Genomic DNA, 20,613 nt, shown 5'->3' with positions numbered 1-20,613 from the left:
AACATTCTATCTTTAAAATGCATTTAGCGCTCATTTATGACAAATAAACCACTGGTTTTTCGCTAAAAAAACGACGCCTAACAAACAGCTTTCTCTTTGTCAGACATCGTCGTTTTCGTTACTTTCCACTTACAAAATCATTTGGTCGTTCCGTTGTTAAACCAAAGGCATAACGGATAATCGCCACAATTCGTTGTGCCGACGCACCATCACCATAAGGATTGGCAACATTTGCCATCGCTGCATGTGCCGCCTCACTATTCAGCAACCGTAGCGCTTCAGCTCGAATCAACCCTCGATCGGTACCGACGAGTTTCAATGTTCCCGCCGCAATCCCTTCTGGTCGCTCCGTTGTATCACGCAACACGAGCACAGGCACATTCAAACTCGGCGCCTCTTCTTGCACCCCACCAGAATCGGTCATAATCAGTTGTGAACGGGCCGCGATATTATGAAAATCAAACACATCGAGTGGCTTAATTAAGTGCACACGCTCATTAGCACCAAAGGCCGTTTGCGCTGCCTCAACAATAGTAGGATTCAAGTGCACCGGAAACACAACATGTACATCCGGACGCGCCACCAAAATATCACGTACCGCCGCAAAGATAGCTCGCATCGGCTCTCCGAGGTTTTCACGACGATGAGCCGTCAATAAAAGATACGGCGCCTCCGCAATTTGCTCGAGCACTTCATGTTGATAATCGGTCGCGACCGTTGTCGCTAATGCATCAATTACCGTGTTGCCCGTCACATAGATCGCTGCTGCCGGTATGTTTTCCTTTTCTAAATTTCGGCGCGCAGCTACTGTCGGCGCAAAATGGATATCCGTTAATGACGAGGTCATTTGGCGGTTCATCTCTTCTGGATACGGCGAGTATTTATCATATGTACGCAGGCCCGCTTCCACATGACCCACCTTCACTTTTTGATAGAAGGCTGCCAAGGCTGCTGCAAAAGTGGTTGTTGTATCACCATGGACTAAGATGATATCAGGACATTCTTGCATAATGACTTCTTCGAGACCTCTCAACGCACGGCTCGTAATACCGCTGAGCGTTTGATTTGTTTGCATTATATCCAAATCATACTGCGGGTGAATATCAAAAATCGTCAGTACTTGATCTAACATTTGACGGTGTTGCGCTGTGACAGCGACAACCGTTTCAATCTCGTCGCACGTCTTTAAGGCCGCAATTACAGGAGCCATTTTAATCGCTTCTGGACGCGTTCCAAAAATTGTCATGACCTTGAGTTTCTTCACCTGATTTGTCATCTTACTTCGTTCCGAATAAACGGTCACCGGCGTCACCTAAACCAGGGACGATATAACCATCTTCATTTAAACCTTCATCTAAAGCCGCGATAAAGACATCAACATCAGGGTGTTTATCTGTTAAAGCTTTCACACCTTCAGGAGCTGCTACCATACACATAAATTTAATGTTAGTTGCGCCACGCTTTTTAAGGGCATCAATCGCTAAGATGGCAGAACCACCTGTCGCTAACATTGGATCAACAACGATTAATGTACGTTCATTAATATCAGACGGCATTTTAATAAAATACTCAACTGGTTCAAACGTTTTTTCATCACGATACATACCGATGTGACCGACTTTGGCCGCTGGAATTAATTTAACAACACCTTCAACCATTCCTAAACCAGCACGTAAAATTGGTACGACACCTAATTTTTTACCTGTTAACGTTTTTGCTTTTGCCGTTACAACTGGTGTTTCTACCATTGTATCTTCCAACTCTAAATCACGTGTAATCTCGTACGCCATTAGCATCGCGATTTCATCCGCAACCTCCCGAAATACTTTAGTCCCCGTTGCCTTGTCACGAATAATCGTTAATTTGTGTTGAATTAATGGATGATCCATCACCGTTACTTTACCTTTACCCATTGTCATTTCCTCCGTTCGTCTAATAATCTTCTTTTCTATTGTATAGAGAATAGTCGCATTTGTCTAATAAAATTACTATTTTAGCGACTCCCCTTCCCTGCTCCTACCACCACGATAATCAGCTTTGTTAGCGAACGGTTTTAAGCAAAAAAACAGTGAATCCTTCACGGATTCACTGTCAGATTGTAACAAAAGTCGCATTAAACTACTTTTACTTTGAACGTTAATGCAAGCGACTTTGGCTACAAGATGATAAGACTGAAACTAAACGACCGCGAAAGCAACTAGTCAGACTCTTCGCCTTCCAATGTATTCCCTGCTAAAACGGTCTATCACTTTTAGGCGTTCTCGTACAACGGAAACGTCTTGTTCAATTCAGCTACTGCCGCCGCAACTTCAGCATGCACAGCTTCATCTTCAGGATTCAACAATACTTTAGCAATCAATTGCCCCACTTGGTATGATGCCTGTTCATCAAAGCCTCGCGAGGTAATTGCAGCTGACCCTAACCGAATACCGCTCGTGATGAACGGACTCGCCGGATCAAACGGGATCGAGTTTTTATTCGTCGTAATACCAACCTCATCTAAAATTCGTTCTGCGACTTTTCCTGTTAAATTAAACGAACGGGTATCGACTAATAGGAGATGGTTATCGGTACCACCTGTTAAAATTTCACCGCCCGCATCAGCAATCGCTCGACCTAATGCTTTTGCATTAATGATTACTTGTTTAGCATACGCTTTAAACGCCGGTTGTAACGCTTCACCAAAGGCAACTGCCTTCGCTGCAATCACATGCATCAACGGCCCCCCTTGCACACCAGGGAACAAGGTTTTATCAACTAACTTCGCATGTTCTTCCTTACATAAAATCAAACCACCACGCGGCCCACGCAATGTTTTATGTGTTGTAGACGTTACAAAATCAGCATAAGGCACTGGATTCTCATGTTCTCCTGCTGCAACAAGACCAGCGATATGTGCCATATCAACTAGCAAATACGCCCCGACTTCATCAGCAATTTCACGGAACTTTTTAAAATCAATCGCACGCGGATACGCACTTGCACCAGCAATAATTAATTTCGGTTTATTCTCAAGCGCTTTTTCACGCACATCATTATAATCGATTTCCTTTGTTTCTGGATCAACACCATAGGCAGCAATATTGTAGTATTTCCCACTAAAGTTTACCGGACTACCGTGTGTTAAATGTCCACCATGCGCCAAATTCATCCCCAAAACGGTATCACCCGGTTCTAAAACAGCAAAATAAACAGTCATATTCGCTTGAGCGCCTGAATGGGGCTGTACATTAGCATGCTCAGCGCCAAACAATTGTTTCGCACGATCACGTGCAATATCTTCAACAACATCAACATGTTCACAACCACCATAAAAACGGCGACCTGGATAACCTTCGGCATATTTATTCGTTAAGACAGATCCCTGCGCTTCCATCACCGCAGGACTAACAAAGTTTTCTGAAGCAATTAGCTCAATCTTTGCGCGTTGACGTTCTTGCTCGTGTTGAATCCCTTCAAAAACAGCTGGATCAGTTTGTGATAAAAATGACATGTAATGTGTTCCTCCTTAGGATTACGCCCAATGAGCGTTTATTGACTACTATAGTAACAAGACATCAGCGCGGCGAGAACATGAGACACTCACCTGATGAGCTTGGTTTACTTTTTATCAGCGTGCGCTGGCCCGTAAATAACGATGCCCTGCCGCTTTTTCGAGACGATTCATGACCGCCTGACCAATGCCAGCTTCATCATATACCTCTGCTAGAATAACGGTCACTTCTTCATGATGATTAAACGCACGTAAACCATCATAGAGATGGGCTGCGACGCTCTCTAAATCAGTGGCTTGACCAGTTGAAATATGGACATCACCTTTAAGCTCCGCTAATGTTTCATCTGTTGCTAAGACACCAACTACCTCGCCTTCAAGTCGAAAGAGATCGATACACGCTTGAAAATAAGCAGACGTCCCATCGACCAGATAAACAGGTGCTTGTGGCGCATAATGCGTATACTTCATACCTGGTGCCTTCGGTTTCTCAGTGGCATTTTTCAAACCGGCATCGGTTAATACCGGTCCAATAACCGCTTCTAACGCCTCTTTTGTCACACCACCTGGTCGTAAAATCACCGGTTTTTCACCCGTGCAGTCTACCACCGTCGATTCAACACCGACACCCGTGCTACCACCATCTAAAATACAAGCGATGCGACCATTTAAATCCTCTTGAACATGGCGTGCCTTTGTGGGCGAAGGTTTTCCTGATGTATTAGCACTCGGAGCAGCAATCGGCAATCCTGTTTCTTTTAACAAAGCTAGAGCTAATGGATGTGAAGGCATTCGCACCGCCACAGTCGCTAGTCCCGCCGTTACTTCCGGTGCTAACGCCCCATCTTTTACCGGCATCAGCAAGGTCAACGGCCCGGGCCAAAACGACTCCATCAATTGTTCCACTTGGTCCGATACTGTCGTTACAAATGCATCTAACTGATGACGTTCAGCAATATGAACAATCAGTGGATTATCTGATGGACGACCCTTAGCTTTATATATTTTTTTCACACTGCGTGATTGCGTCGCATCACCACCAAGCCCGTAGACTGTTTCGGTCGGAAAAGCGACCAACTCTCCCGCTTGCAGCGTTTGCGCCGCTGTCGCAACCGCCGCTGTGCTCGCCTTTAAAAATACTGTCTCCATTTTTCATACATCCCTTCGTCTACATTCTATTTTAACGATGATTATTTCATTTGTCACTAAATTTAAGTCTTTTTAACCAAAAAAACATCATCCCCAAACTAATACGCTTGACATCGTTCGTGTTTAGTAACTAAAAGCTACTCCAGGAGTTGTTTTTAACTACTATAAAAAGATATAAAACGAACAATTACCATTCCAGTGAATTAACAAACAACTCCTACAATACACACAGCTTATGCACAGGCTGTGGATAACTTCCGGCCGGTTGTCAATTGCATGTGGATAATACTGTGTATAACTCCACGAACCTATTATATCCAACTTTGAAGCCATTAATAGCTGCTCAAAACCACCAAAGAAAACGGTCTCTCTTTATCATAAATAACATTATTAGTTCAGTTATACCTAGGTTGTGGATAACCCTGTGGATTTCTCCAAATAAAACAAAAAGTTAGGGGGAGTTCCCCTAACATTTCTGTCCATTTATGTTAACACTTCTTTAATTAGCAACATCCGATCATGTCCCGCTAAATCCTTTAACACCGTTACAGTTGCTGTCGGATAATAACGATGCACCATTCGAGTTAATGCCTCACCTTGCTGATAACCGATTTCAAATGCCACAATCCCACCTGGCAATAACACCAATGGCAGTTGTTGTAACATCCGTTCATACAACGCCAGCCCATCATCCGCAGCAAACAAAGCCAAATGCGGCTCGTACGCGATGACCGATTGATCCATCACCGCTGTTTCAGCAGCAGCAATATACGGTGGATTAGATACAATCACCGCCACTTTTCGTTGCTGATCAATTAGCGGCTGTAACAAGTCCCCTTCTAAAAAGGTTACCTCAGCAGCAAGTTCAGCTGCGTTTATACGCGCAACCGCAAGTGCTTCTGGGGATATATCCGTTGCGGTTACCAACAAATCCGGGCGCTCACTTTTTAAGCTCAGTGCGATTGCACCACTACCGGTACCCACATCAACAACTGTCTCCAGACGCATCGCTGCCATTTCAGCTAACACCAGCTGGACAAGTTCTTCTGTTTCGGGTCGGGGAATTAGCACCGCTGGACTCACCTTAAAACGACGGCCATAAAACCACTCACTACCAGTGACGTACTGCACCGGTTCACCGTCTAATACACGGGATAAAGCTTGCTCTAATGCGTCAATTTGGACGTGAACCAATGCCACACCGCGCTTCATCATCACCTCAGTGTTGGTCCAGTCCAACAGTTGTCGCAGTAGCACGTCGGCCATCGACTGTTCAAGCCCTGCCTCTTGTAGCCGTTGCTTTGCTTGGCGAAGCCATTCAAAAACTGTCATTATTTCATTAAGCTTTCAAGTTTACTCGTTTGATCTTCTAAAATTAACGCATCGATGAACTCATCAATTTTACCTGTTAAAATTTGATCTAATTTTTGAATCGTTAATCCGATCCGGTGATCTGTTACACGGTTTTGCGGGAAGTTATATGTACGAATCCGTTCTGAACGATCGCCTGTCCCTACCGCTGACTTACGTGTTTCATCAATTTCACTTTGAATTTCAGAAGAAATCTTATCGTACACACGGGCCCGTAATACTTTAAAGGCTTTTTCACGGTTCTTCAATTGCGACCGTTCATCTTGCATCGCAACAGCAATCCCCGTCGGAAGGTGCGTTAACCGAACAGCCGAAGCTGTTTTATTAACATGCTGACCACCCGCACCACTTGCATGATAAATATCAATCCGTACATCATTATCAGCGATTTGAATATCGACTTCTTCCGCTTCAGGCATCACAGCTACTGTTGCTGTCGACGTATGAATCCGACCACCAGATTCGGTTTCAGGCACACGTTGTACACGGTGCGCACCGTTCTCGTATTTCAAACGCGAGTATGCCCCTTGCCCAGTAATCATTGCAGATACTTCTTTGTAGCCACCGACACCAGTTTCGTTTGAATCTAAGATTTCAATTTTCCAACCGTTGCTCTCTACATAACGCGCGTACATATTAAAAAGATCACCTGCAAATAAAGCAGCTTCATCCCCACCTGCTGCGCCGCGAATTTCAATAATAACGTTTTTATCATCATTTGGATCTTTTGGTAACAAGAGAATTTTGAGCGCTTGCTCTAGCTCGGTATTTTCTTCAACCAGTTCAGCCACTTCCATTTTCACAAGCTCTCGCATTTCATCGTCTAATTTTTCATTAAACATGTCTTTCGCACCCGCTAATTGTTCTTGCACTTCTTTATAACGGCGATAAACACGTACCGTTTCGGCATGTGATGCCTGTTCTTTTGAATAATCACGTAATTTATTTGAATCGCTCGTTACGGCTGGATCACTTAATAATTCATTCAATTCTTCATAACGGTCTTCTACCATCTGTAATCGATCGTACATTAGCTAATCGCTCCTTCTTTATCAATTGGTGGACACTTGTAACAGTGTCGACACACCGGATAATAACTTTCATTACCCGCAATGTGTATTTGTTCGCCACCGTAATTCGGTTGGCCATCGGCGCTGATACGTAAGTTCATAATCGCTTTCTTTTCACAAAACCAACAAATCGTTTTAATTTCTTCGATTTTATCAGCGTAAACCAGCAAGTATTTTGAGCCTTCAAATAATTCATTGCGCGAATCATTTTTCAGCCCGAAACACATGACCGGAATTTTCAATTCATCGACGACGCGTGCCATTTGTTCGACATGTTGTTTCGTAACGAATTGCGCTTCATCAAAAAGCACACAGTATATTTTTTCACCCAATGCGCTAACAATGTCATAAATATTGGTCGTTTCACCCACAGCTATCGCTTCACGTTTCATCCCAATACGACTCGACACGTAACCAACTCCATCGCGATCATCCACGCTCGACGTTAAAATCAACACTCTTTTATGTTGTTCTTCATAGTTATGAGCCACTTTCAAAATTTCAATTGTTTTACCACTGTTCATTGCACCGTATCTGAAAAATAATTGCGCCATCTTCTCGACCCCTTACGTCATCTATTCTCGTTCTTTATTATACAAGCTATAGCAACGGATAACTACCCCTTATTCATCACGCACTGTTGGCTCCCCCACTAAACTAAACAAAGAACACCCCTTATGTAGGTAGCTCCCTTCATAAGAGGTGTTCTTAATTAGGCTATATGCAAGAAGCCCTTATCATCACTTAGACGATAATTATTTGATGCCGTATTTTTTGTTGAATCGATCAACACGTCCGTCAGCAGCAGCATGTTTTTGTTTACCTGTGTAGAACGGGTGAGAATCAGAACTGATCTCAACACGAATTACTGGGTATTCGTTACCATCTTCCCATACGATTGTTTCATCTGAAGTACGAGTAGAACCAGTTAAAAATTTGAAGTCCGTCGATGAATCCATAAATACTACTTTATTATAAGCTGGGTGGATACCTTTTTTCATGATTGTTTTCACTCCTTTGCCCTGAATCATCTGAAACAGAGTTATTTTACGGCCAATTGGCACATAATATGATTATACTATGCGCACGTCAAATTTGCAAATAAACGTTTCACTTCTACAATCATATCAACAAAGATGAACCCTCGCTATTTTTTGTTGATTCGTTCAAAAAAAGCCTCATTTGTTTTCGTTTTCTTTATGTATGTAATAAAACGATTCGTTAATTCTAAGCTATCGCCTTGAAACGGCATTGCCTTACGCAACTGCCACAGCTGTTCTAACTTATCTTTCGGTAATAATAAGTCTTCACGTCTCGTACCTGAAGATTTAATATCAATCGCTGGAAAAATACGCCGTTCAGCTAATTGCCGCGCTAAATGAAGTTCCATGTTGCCCGTTCCTTTGAACTCCTCATAAATAATATCGTCCATCCGTGAACCTGTATCAACTAAGGCAGTGGCAATAATCGTCAAACTGCCACCTTCTTCAATATTACGCGCAGCTCCAAAGAACCGCTTCGGTCGATGAAAGGCTGCCGGATCAATCCCACCAGATAGCGTTCGACCACTAGGAGGAACAACTAAGTTGTAGGCCCGAGCAAGTCGGGTAATGCTATCCATTAAAATAATAACATCTTTCTTTTGTTCGACTAAACGCTTTGCACGTTCAAGTACTAATTCAGCAATCCGCACGTGATTTTCGGGCAATTCGTCAAAAGTCGAGCTCACCACTTCCGCATTAACCGACCGTTCAATGTCAGTCACTTCTTCGGGGCGTTCATCAATTAAAAGCATGATTAACTCGGCTTGCGGATGATTCACACTAATAGCATTTGCAATTGCCTTCAGCATCATCGTTTTCCCTGCCTTTGGTTGGGCGACAATCAAGCCGCGTTGCCCAAAGCCAATCGGAGCAACCATATCAATCATTCGCGCCGACACTGCACCTGGGTCAGATTCAAGCACCATGTGTTTGTCGGGATAGAGCGCCTTCAACACTGGGAAATGCAGTCGTTTCTTCGCTTCGTCAGGATTTTCACCATTAACGGCAACAACCTTAAGTAAACCTGCATACCGTTCCGATTCTTTCGGCGGTCTGACCTTCCCTTGAACCTTATCACCATTACGTAATTCAAAACGTCTTATTTGCGAGGCCGAAATATAAATATCCGCTGCACTCGACGCGTAGTTAATCGGTCGTAAAAAACCAAAGCCTTCATTCGGAATAATGTCTAACACACCGTCCATAAAGGCAAAGCCATCATTTTCAACATTCACTTTGATGATTTCTAAAATAAGTTCACGTTTCGATAACTTACTAACATTCGATAAGCCAAATGACTTTGCCAATGTATATAATTCCTTCACCGTTTGTCGTTCTAATTGACTCATTGACATCTCTGCCATTCAATTCACACCTTTATAAGTATTTTCAAAAAGGTATCCGCTCAATGTCGGCACCCAAACCACTCAATTTTTCAACAATATGTGCATACCCTCGTTCAATATGAGCAATTTCTTGTACTACTGTAACACCATCAGCCATCAATCCGGCTGTTACAAGCGCTGCACCAGCTCTTAAATCAGATGCCGTCACAATGGCACCTGAAAGTCGTTGCGAACTGCGAACAATCGCAGTTCGACCTTCCACATTAATAACCGCACCCATCCGTTTCAATTCATCAACCTGTTTAAAACGGGCCGAATAAATCGTATCGGTCACTAACGCAGTACCTTCTACCTGTGTTAGCAAAGTTAAAAAGGGTTGTTGCAAATCCGTCGGAAAACCGGGATAAGCCATCGCTTGAATATCTACCGCCTTTAACGGAGCTTTTCGCGGATGAACGCTAATGAAATCTTCGCCTCGTTCAATCTGCACACCACTTTCGCGTAGTTTTGCAACCACCGGCTCAAGATGTTCTGCAATCACATTGTTAAGACGGACGTCACCATTCGTTGCGGCAGCCATGATTAAATAAGTACCCGCTTCAATCCGATCGGGAATAACAGTATGTTCGCACCCATGGAGACGGGGAACTCCGATAATCCGAATACGATTTGTTCCCGCACCAATAATGCGTCCACCCATCTGGTTCAACAACGAGGCCACATCAACAATTTCCGGTTCCATCGCAGCATTCTCAATCACAGTTTGACCATCCGCCTTAACAGCTGCTAGCATTAAGTTAATCGTTGCCCCAACGCTTGCTGTATCCAAATAGATACGAGCACCTTCTAGATGTTCCGCTCGCAAATAAATGGCGCCTTGCTCGTTTGTGACCCTCGCCCCGAGCGCTTCAAACCCTTTAACGTGTTGATCAATCGGGCGCGGCCCTAAATAACACCCCCCCGGCAAACCGACAACCGCCTCATGAAAACGACCAAGCATCGCCCCCATTAAATAATAAGAAGCACGTAGTTTCTTGACATTCCCTTCAGGCAAAGGCATCGCGACCATTGGGCGCGGGTCAATCTCAAAAACACCCGCAGACAACTGTGTAACGATACCCCCGAGTTCTCTTAAAATCGCAAATAACGTTTTTGTATCAGCGATATTTGGCACATCTTTTAAAACGACAGGCTCATCGCCTAAAATCAATGCCGGAATTAAAGCCACCGCACTGTTTTTTGAACCATCGATGGTCAGTTGACCTTTAAGCGGAATACCTCCGCGAATTGAAAATACATCCTTAGTCATAGCGTCTCCTTTTCGACTTGCAAATTTAGCTACTGCTGGGCAAAAAACTAAAACGTATCACTATACTATTCTTTTATAAGTATACCATTACCCACTGCTTTTGTATTTTGATTCTATCAGTTAGTCCCTTCCAAACAGCTACTGTAAAAAAAGTGATAAGCGCCAATGGCGATTATCACTTTGAGACTGAATAGAAATGCTGTTACAGGCCATCAATGCGTGCATTCTCGGAATCGAGTATTATCTGTACGCGAGTGCTTATTTTCCATCGCTAACAAAGCGCTTGAAATTCACGTGCTGTTAACTGATGCGACTAGAGGCTAGAACCATATTACGCTTCAGTCTGACCATCTCCTATAAAAAGTCGAATTATACAGCTTTTTCCTCTCATACTACTCCAAGCGCCTTCAACTGCAAGATGTAAAAAAACAGTCGAACCATCCCCAGTTACCAGCACGAAGCTTAACGTGCTAAGGCTGCCGCAATAAAGCTCGCAAACAATGGTTGCGGACGGTTTGGTCGTGAAATAAATTCCGGATGGAATTGAGCCGCCACAAACCATTTATGGTCTTTGAGTTCAACAATTTCAACTAAACGTCCGTCAGGCGATACACCTGAGAAAATCATCCCCGCTGCTTCAAGTTGGGCACGGTACGCATTATTAAATTCATAACGATGACGGTGACGTTCTTGCACTTCGGTTACATCGCCATATGCAGCTGCTGTTTTTGTACCAGGTGTCAAGACTGATGGATAGAGACCTAAACGCAGTGTCCCACCTAAATCGGCTCCTTCAGTTTGATCAGGCAATAAGGCAATGATTGGATGCGGTGTTGTTTCATCAATTTCAGCTGAATTTGCACCCTCTAACCCGACAACATGTCGGGCATATTCAATCGTAGCAAGTTGCATTCCTAGGCAAATACCAAAGAACGGAATATTGTGTTCACGTGCATATTGAATCGTTGTAATTTTCCCTTCGATGCCACGGTCACCAAAACCACCCGGCACTAAAATACCATCAGCGTGGCCAAGCTTAGCAGCGACATTTTCAGCGGTAATGTCCTCAGCTTGTACCCAGTCAATGTTAATTTTAGCATCAAGAGCATAGCCCGCATGACGCATCGCTTCAGCCACTGATAAGTAGGCGTCTTGGAGGCTAACATATTTTCCAACTAGGGCAATATTTACCTCTTTGGTTAAATGTCTCACTTTATGCGCTAACGCTTCCCAATCAGTCATGTCTGCCGGCGGTGCAGTAATCGCTAATTTTTCACAGACGATATCATCTAACTTTTGTTGTTGTAAAGCTAACGGAATTTCATAGAGCGTTGGCGCATCGATACATTCAATAACCTCTTCTTTTTTGATGTCACAGAACATCGCAATTTTCTCGCGCATTCCTTCCGTAATCGGTTGTTCGGCACGAACCACAATCACATTTGGTTGAATCCCTAAACTACGCAACTCTTTTACACTATGTTGTGTCGGTTTCGTTTTCATTTCACCGGCCGCCTTAATGTAAGGAATCAATGTCGTATGTAAGTAGAGGATGTTTTCCGCCCCGACCTCCGTCTTAATTTGACGAATCGCTTCGATAAACGGTAACGACTCGATATCACCGACAGTCCCACCAATTTCAGTAATAACAATATCTGCCTTCGTTAAACGACTCGCACGGTAAACGCGCGCTTTAATCTCATTCGTAATGTGGGGAATAACTTGCACTGTTCCACCTAAATAATCACCACGACGTTCTTTTTTCAATACTTCTGAGTAAATCCGGCCAGTTGTAACGTTACTGTTTTGATTCAGATTAATATCGATAAACCGTTCATAATGCCCCAAATCAAGATCCGTCTCCGCCCCATCATCCGTTACAAAAACTTCACCATGTTGATATGGACTCATCGTACCCGGATCAAGGTTAATGTATGGATCGAATTTTTGAATCGTCACACTCAAGCCTCTATTTTTTAACAATCGTCCTAATGATGCTGCTGTAATGCCTTTACCAATCGATGAAACGACACCGCCTGTTACAAAAATATATTTCGTCATCTGCATTTCCTCCTTTAATTACTGTTCCTGATTATTATTAAAATACTATACCCCTCAAACACAAAAAAAGTGCCCCTTTGCTTCAAAAATAAGCAAGGGAGCACTTTCGTACGTTCGTATAGTTGTCCTCACATTAACTGTAAGGAGCCCATAGAGAATATTACCGAATAACCATAAAAAGGTCAAGCGATAACATCGACTAAATTTCTTCTTTGTCGTCGACGATTGTTAAATCGCCTTCAATGCCGTCTGGCAAATGATCTTTTAAATCGCCATCGATATCGTCATCATCCGCATTTTTATCAGATAAAACAAGTGGTTCTTCACCGAGTTCTGGTTCTTTCTCTTCGAAATCTTCTTCTTCTTCGATTTCAACCTCAGCTTCAGCCGTTGCTGCTTTTTTACGACGTTTTTTAGGCTTCGCTAACTCTTGTACTTCTTCATCAATCGCATCAAGTGGGTACCAATCACGTAAGCCCCAAGTGTTATGACCTAATGAGATAAACGTGCCCGCTGTGTTTAAGTCTGTGTAGAATTGCACTAAGCGTTCTTCCAATTCAGCATCGCTGAAACCTTTAAATTCTTTCATTACCGCAACGAGTTCTTTAAACGGCATAACTTCTTTTTTCTCATCCAAAATATGGAAAGCAAGCTCAATCATTGCCATTTCATTGCGTTGTTCGTCAGTCAAATGATTCAAGATCAAAATCGACACGTCCTTTCAAATTTACATCCATCACTGTTTTATACCTACGTTATATCTGTTTATGAGAGATATTTTTAGGGCAAAAACCATAGTTTGTCTATTTTATACAATATATATTCAATTCTACTATAGTTTCACTATTTTTTCAACAATTCCCAACTCAAAACAAACAGTAAGGCACTGAGTAGCATTAAAGGTATTGATCCTAACATTTTGTCATACACAAAATAGAGTGCAATGCTAAATGTAATAAATAAACCGAGCCAAACGATGCCTTTTTTCACCCTAATCACCTCAATTACATTTTTTCAGGTGCAGAAACCCCAATCAATGATAATGCATTGTTTAACGTGATGCGAACCGCGTCACAAAGTGCTAAACGTGCTTTTGATTGTGCAATGTCGGCACTATCAATCACATGTGAATTATTATAAAAACGGTGGAAGGTGCTTGCTAAATCATGTAAGTAGCGCGTAATACGCTGTGGTGCAGGTTTTTTAGCGGCTTCTTCTAATACACTTTGATAATCGCCTAACATTTTCAAGACTGCCAATTCACTCTCATTCGTTAATAATGAAGCATCATAGCCTTCGTATCCGCCTGCAATTCCTTTTTCAACCGCTGACGCTAACATCCGACAAATCCGAGCATGCGCGTATTGCACATAAAACACAGGGTTTTCACTTGATTGTGAAGTTGCTAATTCTAAATCGAAGTCAAGGTGAGTGTCACTTGAACGCATCGCAAAGTAAAAACGAGCGGCATCAAGACCAACCATCTCCACTAAATCACGCATTGTAACTGATTTACCAGTCCGTTTACTCATCTTCACAATTTCGTCGCCCTTCATTAAGCGTACTAATTGAATGATTTGAACTTCGAACTGATCCGCATTATAACCTAAAGCTTGAATGGCACCATTCATACGTGCAATATAACCATGATGATCCGCGCCCCACACATCAATTAACGTATCAAAGCCACGGTCAAATTTGTTTTTATGATAGGCAATATCTGGGAACAAGTATGTGTAGCTGCCATCTGTTTTAATGAGTACACGGTCTTTGTCGTCACCAAATTCAGTCGAACGGAACCAAGTTGCACCGTCCTCTTCAAAAATACGGCCACTTTGCTTCATCACATCAAGTGTTGGCAACACTTGATTGTTATCATACAATGTTTGTTCTGAGAACCAAGTGTCAAAGTTGACACGAAAATCTTTTAAATCGGTTTTAAGTTTAGCCAGTTCATACGCTAACCCTTCTTGGCGGAAAGTCGCTTGACGTTCTGCCGTCTTAGCTTCACCGACAAGTGAATCGCCGTACTTATCAGCCAACTGTTGACCGAGCGTTAAAATATCTTTACCGCGGTAACCATCTTCTGGGAATTCCCAGTCAATGTTCAACACTTCATGGTAACGTGCTTCAGCTGATAATACGAGGTTGTTAATTTGATTACCGGCATCATTAATGTAATATTCACGCGACACATCAAACCCAACTTTAGACATAATATTCGCCAATGAATCACCGATTGCTGCCCCGCGCCCATGTCCTAAGTGCAAGTCTCCTGTTGGATTCGCAGAAACAAACTCAATTAAGACGCGTTCTTTTTTGCCAAACGTACTGTTACCGTAAGCAGCTTTTTCAGTTAACACCTGTGATACTACTTCTGTCAAATACGCATTATCGAGTGTAAAGTTAATAAAACCAGGACCGGCAATTTCAACTTTTTCAATGCTTAGGGCTGCTGTATCTAAGTTAGCAATCACTGTTTCAGCAATGACACGCGGTGCTTTTTTAGCAATTCGTGTTAACTGCATCGCCACGTTCGTTGAAAAGTCACCATGTGATTTATCCTTCGGTGTTTCTAACACGATTGATGGCATATTTTCGCTATCAGTTAGACCTGCTGCAATGACTGCATCTGCAATCCCTTGACGGATTGCGTTTTCTTTTTGAATCTTAATGCTCATTTTTTTCTTCCTCCTCAATTCTGTACTTCATCTTAAAGACGCCCATTCGGTACTGCTCATCTTCACTGTATAACTCATAACGTATCTCAATTTGATAAATACGATCACTGACTTGTTTGCGGTGAATCAACGTACGTTTTGTCACCATCCGCATCTTGCCTTGGCTCGTTTCATACGTTCCCACAGCTGTTGTTTCTGGAATAATGGGTAAATTCATATTGATGGCCCCACGACGAATAATTAACGCTTGTTCAGCAGCGAGTTTAATCGTTGTGCGCACTTCATTCCCATTGATATATTCATTGTATCTAAGATATAAATTTTCTTCGTCTTCATAGACGCTACCATCAAAGAACTGTGCGACTTTTTCTTCCTGTTCTCCCGTAATCTCTGTTACAAGATTAATTTTAACAGGCTGTCGCTTCATTTCATTGTTTTTATTTGTCATGTAATCGACTCCTCCTAAAAACAATACCATAAGCCATTTTATCATAGTTTAATCGCTTTTTGATTGTTTATTCAAATTTAAATTGATTCTCGTCATTAACTTGTCATCATTTTCAAGCCATTGCTCTTTAATTCCAGCCCTTTTTAGCGTATATTTAAGTTATCTTTAAGTTATTAGGAGGATGTCTATGCCCATCGTAACAATTAAACTCATTGAAGGCCGTACAAATGAACAAAAAAGTGCACTTGTCAAAGAGGTAACTGAAGCAATTTCACGCACTGCTAATGCACCAAAAGAAAACATTCATATTATTCTCGAAGAAATGTCGAAAACAAATTACGCAGTTGCTGGTGTTTTAAAAAGCGATAGTTAAGTACTAAAAGTGAAAGCAACCGTTTAGAAGCGAACAACTTGGAAGGGAAATGATAGCGGCTATTTTCCGTCGCTGACATTTTTCTGAAAGTTGACAGCTTCTGGTTGCTTGAACTGGATAACTAAAAGTGAAAGCAACCGTTTAGAAGCAAACAATTTGGAAGGGAAATGATAGCGGCTATTTTCCGTCGCTGACATTTTTCTGAAAGTTGACAGCTTCTGGTTGCTTGAACTGGATAACTAAAAGTGAAAGCAACTGCATAGAAGCAAACAACTTGGAAGGGAAATGATAGCGGCTATTTTCCGTCGCGGGCATCGAGCTTGAAATTTATGAGTTGCTTTAACTAGAGGAATAAAAGTGAAAGCAGCTCTTTCAATAGCGGCTAAATGCTCAAGAACCAATTTGAGTTTTTATACAGTCTGTAACAGTCACTTACGAGTGGCTGTTTTTCATTTAATTAACCGTTGAATAACGCCCGCTAACAACGCTATCCGTTGTGTCTGTACTAATTCCGACACCCTGGGACTTTTCCCGTCATTTTCTAACAGTTGCAAAAGACTCAAGACATCTTGTACTCTCAACGAGACGTTTTTTTGTTGTTGCTCCGCTAATATACGTGAACCTAATAGTGTCAGCTGCTCCATTCGATAGATCAGTGGCACCGTTTTTAAAATACGGTCCAACTGTGTTTGCGCTGTTGGCAAAGCTACTATTTTTTGTGACTGCACCGGTTCTTGCTTCGTTTGTATTTGTTGTTCTTCCCATAAATCCGCTTCTAATTGATACTTCGGATCCATCCGTAAACTACGTAGCGTGTTTGTATTATTAATCGTGCCGTATGTTTGCGGCGTTTTTTTTCGACTCATTTTCGGTCACCTCTTATTTATTGGAACAGTGCTGCATTACTAACTGGTGCAGCTCCTCTTTTTGTTTAGCTGAAGCTCTTAATTCGGATACATCCGGATAATACAATTTAACGCTTGTTTTCGTTTTACCACTAATAGCCTTGACGAGTGGCGAACACACCGACAATTCAACTAACTGACCATCTTTTTGTTTAATATTAATTGGGAGCCGTTGATTTTCTCCCGGTCGGTACAAATCATAAGGTAAATCACTCGATGACTGCACCTGTAAATAATAAGTTGGATTATAGCCGATTTCACGATACGCATCTGCTAATTGCTCATAAAAAACAGTGTCCGTCTCAGGGTTATACGCACAGTATTTAAAAAGCCGACGATTCATAAAACGTTGACATAAATCACTTAATATCGTATCGTTTTCATCTTGCCAGATTAAAAAATGATAACGCATCACGCCGTCATCTAATTTCAAATAGTCGTTGAGCATCTCTGTTTTTTCAAAAAAAGCCTGTAGCAACAGCGGCTCTTGCTTAAACGCGTAGCCTTGTTGATGCAGTGCAATCGCACGTTTGAATATTTTGTTGACAATCACTTCGGCACTGCGGGTGACTGGATGGAAATAAACTTGCATATACATTTGGTATCGGCTAATTACGTAGTCTTCTACTGCGTGCATCCCTTTAGCTTCAATCACCACCGCATTTTGATAAGGCATCATCACTCGTAAAATCCGTTCAATATCAAACGTCCCATAACTTACACCCGTTGCATAAGCATCACGCAATAAATAATCCATCCGATCCGCATCGATTTGGCTCGATATCAGATGTACAATCACTTGGTTACTGTAAGATTTATCAATGACCTGTGATACTTTCAACGGGAAATCAGCATGCACTTGTGCTAACACTCGATGCACCTCAGTTGTTTCATCCATGATAATTGCTTTTGTATACGCTTCATGATCCGTTCCAAACACCGCTTCAAACGTATGCGAAAAAGGGCCGTGTCCAACATCATGCAATAAGGCTGCCGCTAAGGCAAGCAAGTACTCTTCACGCTGCGCTTTCAATTGCCACCCAGACGCTGTTTCATCAGTAGCTATAATCCGTCGCATAATTTCATACACGCCCAACGAGTGAGTAAACCGACTATGCTCTGCTGTCGGAAACGTTAAATTAGTCATTCCCAATTGTTGCACTCGACGTAAGCGTTGCATCTCTTTCGTCTGGATTAATGCCCAAATCAATTTATCCTGCACATGAATGTAGCGATGAATCGGATCTTTAATTACTTTTTCTTCCTTTAATTTTCCTATCATACAACTCACTCCTTTGGCTTATTAATACGTTTTAATTTGTTCATTTCGTTTCGCTAACCGGTCGTTAAAAACCCGAAAACGCTCATGTTCTGCGGCTGTTAAGACCCGACTAGTCAGTTGGCAACCTGCTTGATTTAGCGCTGTCACTAATCGTTCATTTACTGCACCTAAGGTCAGTGATGTTTGTAGTAAGTCCGTGAGCGTTGCCATCACACGACTATCCACCTCTGGATAAGTGAGACGTGTTTCTTCACCACGACGACCGATTGCATAAAAATCACGAATTAGGTTAGCTCGCTTCGTTTGATCCCCCGTAATACTCAAGTAAATTTGGACAGCAATCGCACCATTGGCACGTCTTTGTGAGATACCCGCAAATTTTTTACCATCGATACTTAAGTCATAGCTTCCTGGACAATACGATTGAGGAATTTCCTTCGCGACGATTTGATCCGTTAAATCACTGAACAGCTGTTGAATCAAAGCCTGCATCAGTTCATATCCTTCATTGATTCCCAATGGTAGGTTTATCAATAATGATAAGTTATAGACACCTTCATCCAATACAACCGCCAACCCTCCAGAATTACGCATGACAACGTCATAGCCAGCATCCTTTAAAAAACGAACAGCCTCTTTAAAATATGGCAGACGTTGATCTTGGATGCCGACAACCACCGTTGGCTGATGCGCCCATGAATGTAGCATAGCTGCTTGCTCTGCTTGTTTTCCAACAGCCTCACTTAAAACATCATCCACTGCAAAAGACGTTAATGCACTCGTTATGGCTAGTGGCTCGGCATCATTGAGCCAACCGCAATGACTCACTTCTGATAATACTCCCATTTTTTCATCTTCCTCTACATCAAATTCAATATCTTTATTATAACACGTGGTCTATAGCGCGTAACGTGATTTCATTTGTGAAAAGCACATCAAAAAAAGACCAACCCTGCGGTTGGTCGGAGACTGAAGTTAAATGCTGTTCTCTATCGTCACTGTTGATACAATACCCTGTTATCTTGTAGAGAACTGTCAGATTGTATAATAGCTAGCTACCATTATCGCCTTGATCGTATGCAACCGATTTTCTGCTTGGTCATACACTAGCGATGCTTCTGATCGGAAAACCTCATCACTAACTTCTAATTCACTCAAGCCATACTGTCGTTGGATTTTTTGAGCGACGGTTGTTTCTAAATCATGAAACGCTGGTAAACAATGGAGGAAAATGCTGTTTTTGCCCGTTTTATCCATTAGTGTTTGATTGACTTGGTATTTATGTAATAAAGTGATGCGCTCTTCGTAAAGCGACTCTTCGCCCATCGATACCCAAACATCAGTGTATACTACATCAACTGTGTTTAAAGCAGATTGTTCCTCAGTGATAAAGTAACTCGCCCCTGATTTCTTGGCACATTGTTGTGCTAATTCTGTAAGCTCTACATCTGGTTGCAATTTTTTCGGTGCCAAAATCATCACATTGATTCCGACCTTTAAACACCCTATCGTTAAACTATTCGCCACATTGTTACGACCATCCCCAACAAAACAAACCGTGAGACCTTTCAAATAACCAAAATGTTCTTTCATCGTCAATAAATCAGCAAACATTTGCGTCGGATGCCATTTATCTGTTAAACCATTCCAAACTGGTACACCTGCATGCTTCGCTAATCCTTCAACAACCGCATGATTCGAACCACGGTACTCAATTCCGTCAAACATCCGACCTAACACTTTAGCCGTATCCTCTAACGACTCCTTTTTACCAAATTGAATGTCAGACTGACCTAAATATTCTGGATGTGCGCCCAAATCGTTGGCAGCTACTGTGAACGCCGCCCGTGTCCGTGTTGAAGTTTTTTCAAATAATAACGCTATATTTTTACCCGCTAGTAATGGCCGACCTTTGCCTGCCTTTTTTTGTGCCTTTAGCTTGAATGCTAACTCTACAATCGCCAAAATACTACTTTCAGTAAGTTGTGTATCTGAAATTAACCCATTTATGGTTACCATCTGAATACCCCCTATCTTCTTCCTATTTCAACCCTACACTAAAACGGTTTTTTATTCAATTAT

At 42.2% G+C, this 20,613-nt stretch carries 20 protein-coding genes; 1 reads left to right on the top strand and 19 read right to left on the bottom strand.

Annotated elements, in window-relative coordinates; all coding sequences use genetic code 11:
* Window positions 1-118: 118 nt before the first annotated feature.
* The 15 genes from wecB to ACJYYY_RS00890 all read right to left on the bottom strand — a co-directional run bounded on the left by wecB (window position 119) and on the right by ACJYYY_RS00890 (window position 15,971).
* Window positions 119-1,264 carry a non-hydrolyzing UDP-N-acetylglucosamine 2-epimerase gene (gene wecB / locus ACJYYY_RS00960; RefSeq protein WP_035314463.1) on the bottom strand — a complete coding sequence of 382 codons (1,146 nt, stop codon included), beginning with the start codon at window positions 1,262-1,264 and terminating at the stop codon, window positions 119-121.
* Window positions 1,265-1,277: 13 nt separating this feature from the next.
* Window positions 1,278-1,913 carry a uracil phosphoribosyltransferase gene (upp, locus tag ACJYYY_RS00955; RefSeq protein WP_035314413.1) on the bottom strand — a complete coding sequence of 212 codons (636 nt, stop codon included), beginning with the start codon at window positions 1,911-1,913 and terminating at the stop codon, window positions 1,278-1,280.
* A gap of 338 nt (window positions 1,914-2,251) precedes the next feature.
* Complete coding sequence (gene glyA, locus ACJYYY_RS00950; protein ID WP_035314415.1) at window positions 2,252-3,493, bottom strand: serine hydroxymethyltransferase; 1,242 nt, start codon at window positions 3,491-3,493, stop codon at window positions 2,252-2,254.
* A 117-nt stretch (window positions 3,494-3,610) separates the two neighbouring features.
* Window positions 3,611-4,642 carry an L-threonylcarbamoyladenylate synthase gene (locus ACJYYY_RS00945; protein WP_035314416.1) on the bottom strand — a complete coding sequence of 344 codons (1,032 nt, stop codon included), beginning with the start codon at window positions 4,640-4,642 and terminating at the stop codon, window positions 3,611-3,613.
* Window positions 4,643-5,125: 483 nt separating this feature from the next.
* The gene (prmC, locus tag ACJYYY_RS00940; protein ID WP_035314418.1) at window positions 5,126-5,974 is read right to left on the bottom strand and encodes a peptide chain release factor N(5)-glutamine methyltransferase; all 849 of its coding nucleotides are present in this window, start codon (window positions 5,972-5,974) and stop codon (window positions 5,126-5,128) included.
* Complete coding sequence (gene prfA / locus ACJYYY_RS00935; RefSeq protein WP_035314419.1) at window positions 5,974-7,044, bottom strand: peptide chain release factor 1; 1,071 nt, start codon at window positions 7,042-7,044, stop codon at window positions 5,974-5,976. The genes prmC and prfA overlap by 1 nt, the downstream gene beginning before the upstream one ends.
* Window positions 7,044-7,637, bottom strand: a complete 594-nt coding sequence (locus tag ACJYYY_RS00930; protein ID WP_035314422.1) for a thymidine kinase — start codon at window positions 7,635-7,637, stop codon at window positions 7,044-7,046. Before ACJYYY_RS00930 ends, prfA begins: the two co-directional genes overlap by 1 nt.
* Before the next feature lie 201 nt (window positions 7,638-7,838).
* Window positions 7,839-8,084, bottom strand: coding sequence for a type B 50S ribosomal protein L31 (locus ACJYYY_RS00925; protein WP_035314423.1), 246 nt, complete (start codon window positions 8,082-8,084; stop codon window positions 7,839-7,841).
* 146 nt (window positions 8,085-8,230) lie between these two features.
* A complete protein-coding gene (rho, locus tag ACJYYY_RS00920) occupies window positions 8,231-9,490 on the bottom strand; it encodes a transcription termination factor Rho (RefSeq protein WP_035314425.1) in 1,260 nt (419 codons plus the stop codon).
* Between the two features lie 25 nt (window positions 9,491-9,515).
* Complete coding sequence (locus ACJYYY_RS00915; protein ID WP_035314426.1) at window positions 9,516-10,781, bottom strand: UDP-N-acetylglucosamine 1-carboxyvinyltransferase; 1,266 nt, start codon at window positions 10,779-10,781, stop codon at window positions 9,516-9,518.
* 462 nt (window positions 10,782-11,243) lie between these two features.
* A complete protein-coding gene (locus ACJYYY_RS00910) occupies window positions 11,244-12,842 on the bottom strand; it encodes a CTP synthase (RefSeq protein ID WP_035314429.1) in 1,599 nt (532 codons plus the stop codon).
* Window positions 12,843-13,041: 199 nt separating this feature from the next.
* Complete coding sequence (rpoE, locus tag ACJYYY_RS00905; RefSeq protein WP_035314431.1) at window positions 13,042-13,548, bottom strand: DNA-directed RNA polymerase subunit delta; 507 nt, start codon at window positions 13,546-13,548, stop codon at window positions 13,042-13,044.
* Window positions 13,549-13,685: 137 nt separating this feature from the next.
* Window positions 13,686-13,832: a hypothetical protein gene (locus ACJYYY_RS00900; RefSeq protein ID WP_156921157.1), complete on the bottom strand. Its 147-nt coding sequence runs from the start codon at window positions 13,830-13,832 to the stop codon at window positions 13,686-13,688.
* Between the two features lie 14 nt (window positions 13,833-13,846).
* On the bottom strand, window positions 13,847-15,523 hold the full coding sequence (gene argS / locus ACJYYY_RS00895; RefSeq protein WP_408868998.1) for an arginine--tRNA ligase: 1,677 nt from the start codon (window positions 15,521-15,523) through the stop codon (window positions 13,847-13,849).
* On the bottom strand, window positions 15,513-15,971 hold the full coding sequence (locus ACJYYY_RS00890) for a DUF1934 domain-containing protein (RefSeq protein ID WP_051456919.1): 459 nt from the start codon (window positions 15,969-15,971) through the stop codon (window positions 15,513-15,515). Before ACJYYY_RS00890 ends, argS begins: the two co-directional genes overlap by 11 nt.
* Before the next feature lie 187 nt (window positions 15,972-16,158).
* Here ACJYYY_RS00890 and ACJYYY_RS00885 point away from each other — a divergent pair, with 187 nt between their 5' ends.
* Window positions 16,159-16,344 carry a 2-hydroxymuconate tautomerase gene (locus ACJYYY_RS00885; protein ID WP_035314435.1) on the top strand — a complete coding sequence of 62 codons (186 nt, stop codon included), beginning with the start codon at window positions 16,159-16,161 and terminating at the stop codon, window positions 16,342-16,344.
* A 449-nt stretch (window positions 16,345-16,793) separates the two neighbouring features.
* Here ACJYYY_RS00885 and ACJYYY_RS00880 read toward each other — a convergent pair whose 3' ends face one another.
* The 4 genes from ACJYYY_RS00880 to argF form a co-directional block, all read right to left on the bottom strand.
* Entirely contained in the window at window positions 16,794-17,210 is a 417-nt protein-coding gene (locus ACJYYY_RS00880; protein ID WP_408868997.1) for a hypothetical protein, read from the bottom strand.
* Between the two features lie 13 nt (window positions 17,211-17,223).
* Window positions 17,224-18,531, bottom strand: coding sequence for an HD domain-containing protein (locus ACJYYY_RS00875; RefSeq protein ID WP_035314438.1), 1,308 nt, complete (start codon window positions 18,529-18,531; stop codon window positions 17,224-17,226).
* Between the two features lie 21 nt (window positions 18,532-18,552).
* Window positions 18,553-19,377 carry a lipoate--protein ligase family protein gene (locus ACJYYY_RS00870; RefSeq protein WP_035314440.1) on the bottom strand — a complete coding sequence of 275 codons (825 nt, stop codon included), beginning with the start codon at window positions 19,375-19,377 and terminating at the stop codon, window positions 18,553-18,555.
* A 189-nt stretch (window positions 19,378-19,566) separates the two neighbouring features.
* On the bottom strand, window positions 19,567-20,550 hold the full coding sequence (gene argF, locus ACJYYY_RS00865) for an ornithine carbamoyltransferase (protein ID WP_408868996.1): 984 nt from the start codon (window positions 20,548-20,550) through the stop codon (window positions 19,567-19,569).
* Between the last annotated feature and the right edge of the window lie 63 nt (window positions 20,551-20,613).

This window comes from Brochothrix campestris, from assembly GCF_046058945.1.
Lineage (GTDB): Bacteria > Bacillota > Bacilli > Lactobacillales > Listeriaceae > Brochothrix > Brochothrix campestris.
The sequence above is the reverse complement of the archived record's forward strand: the minus strand, read 5'-3'. Positions and strand labels throughout refer to the sequence as shown.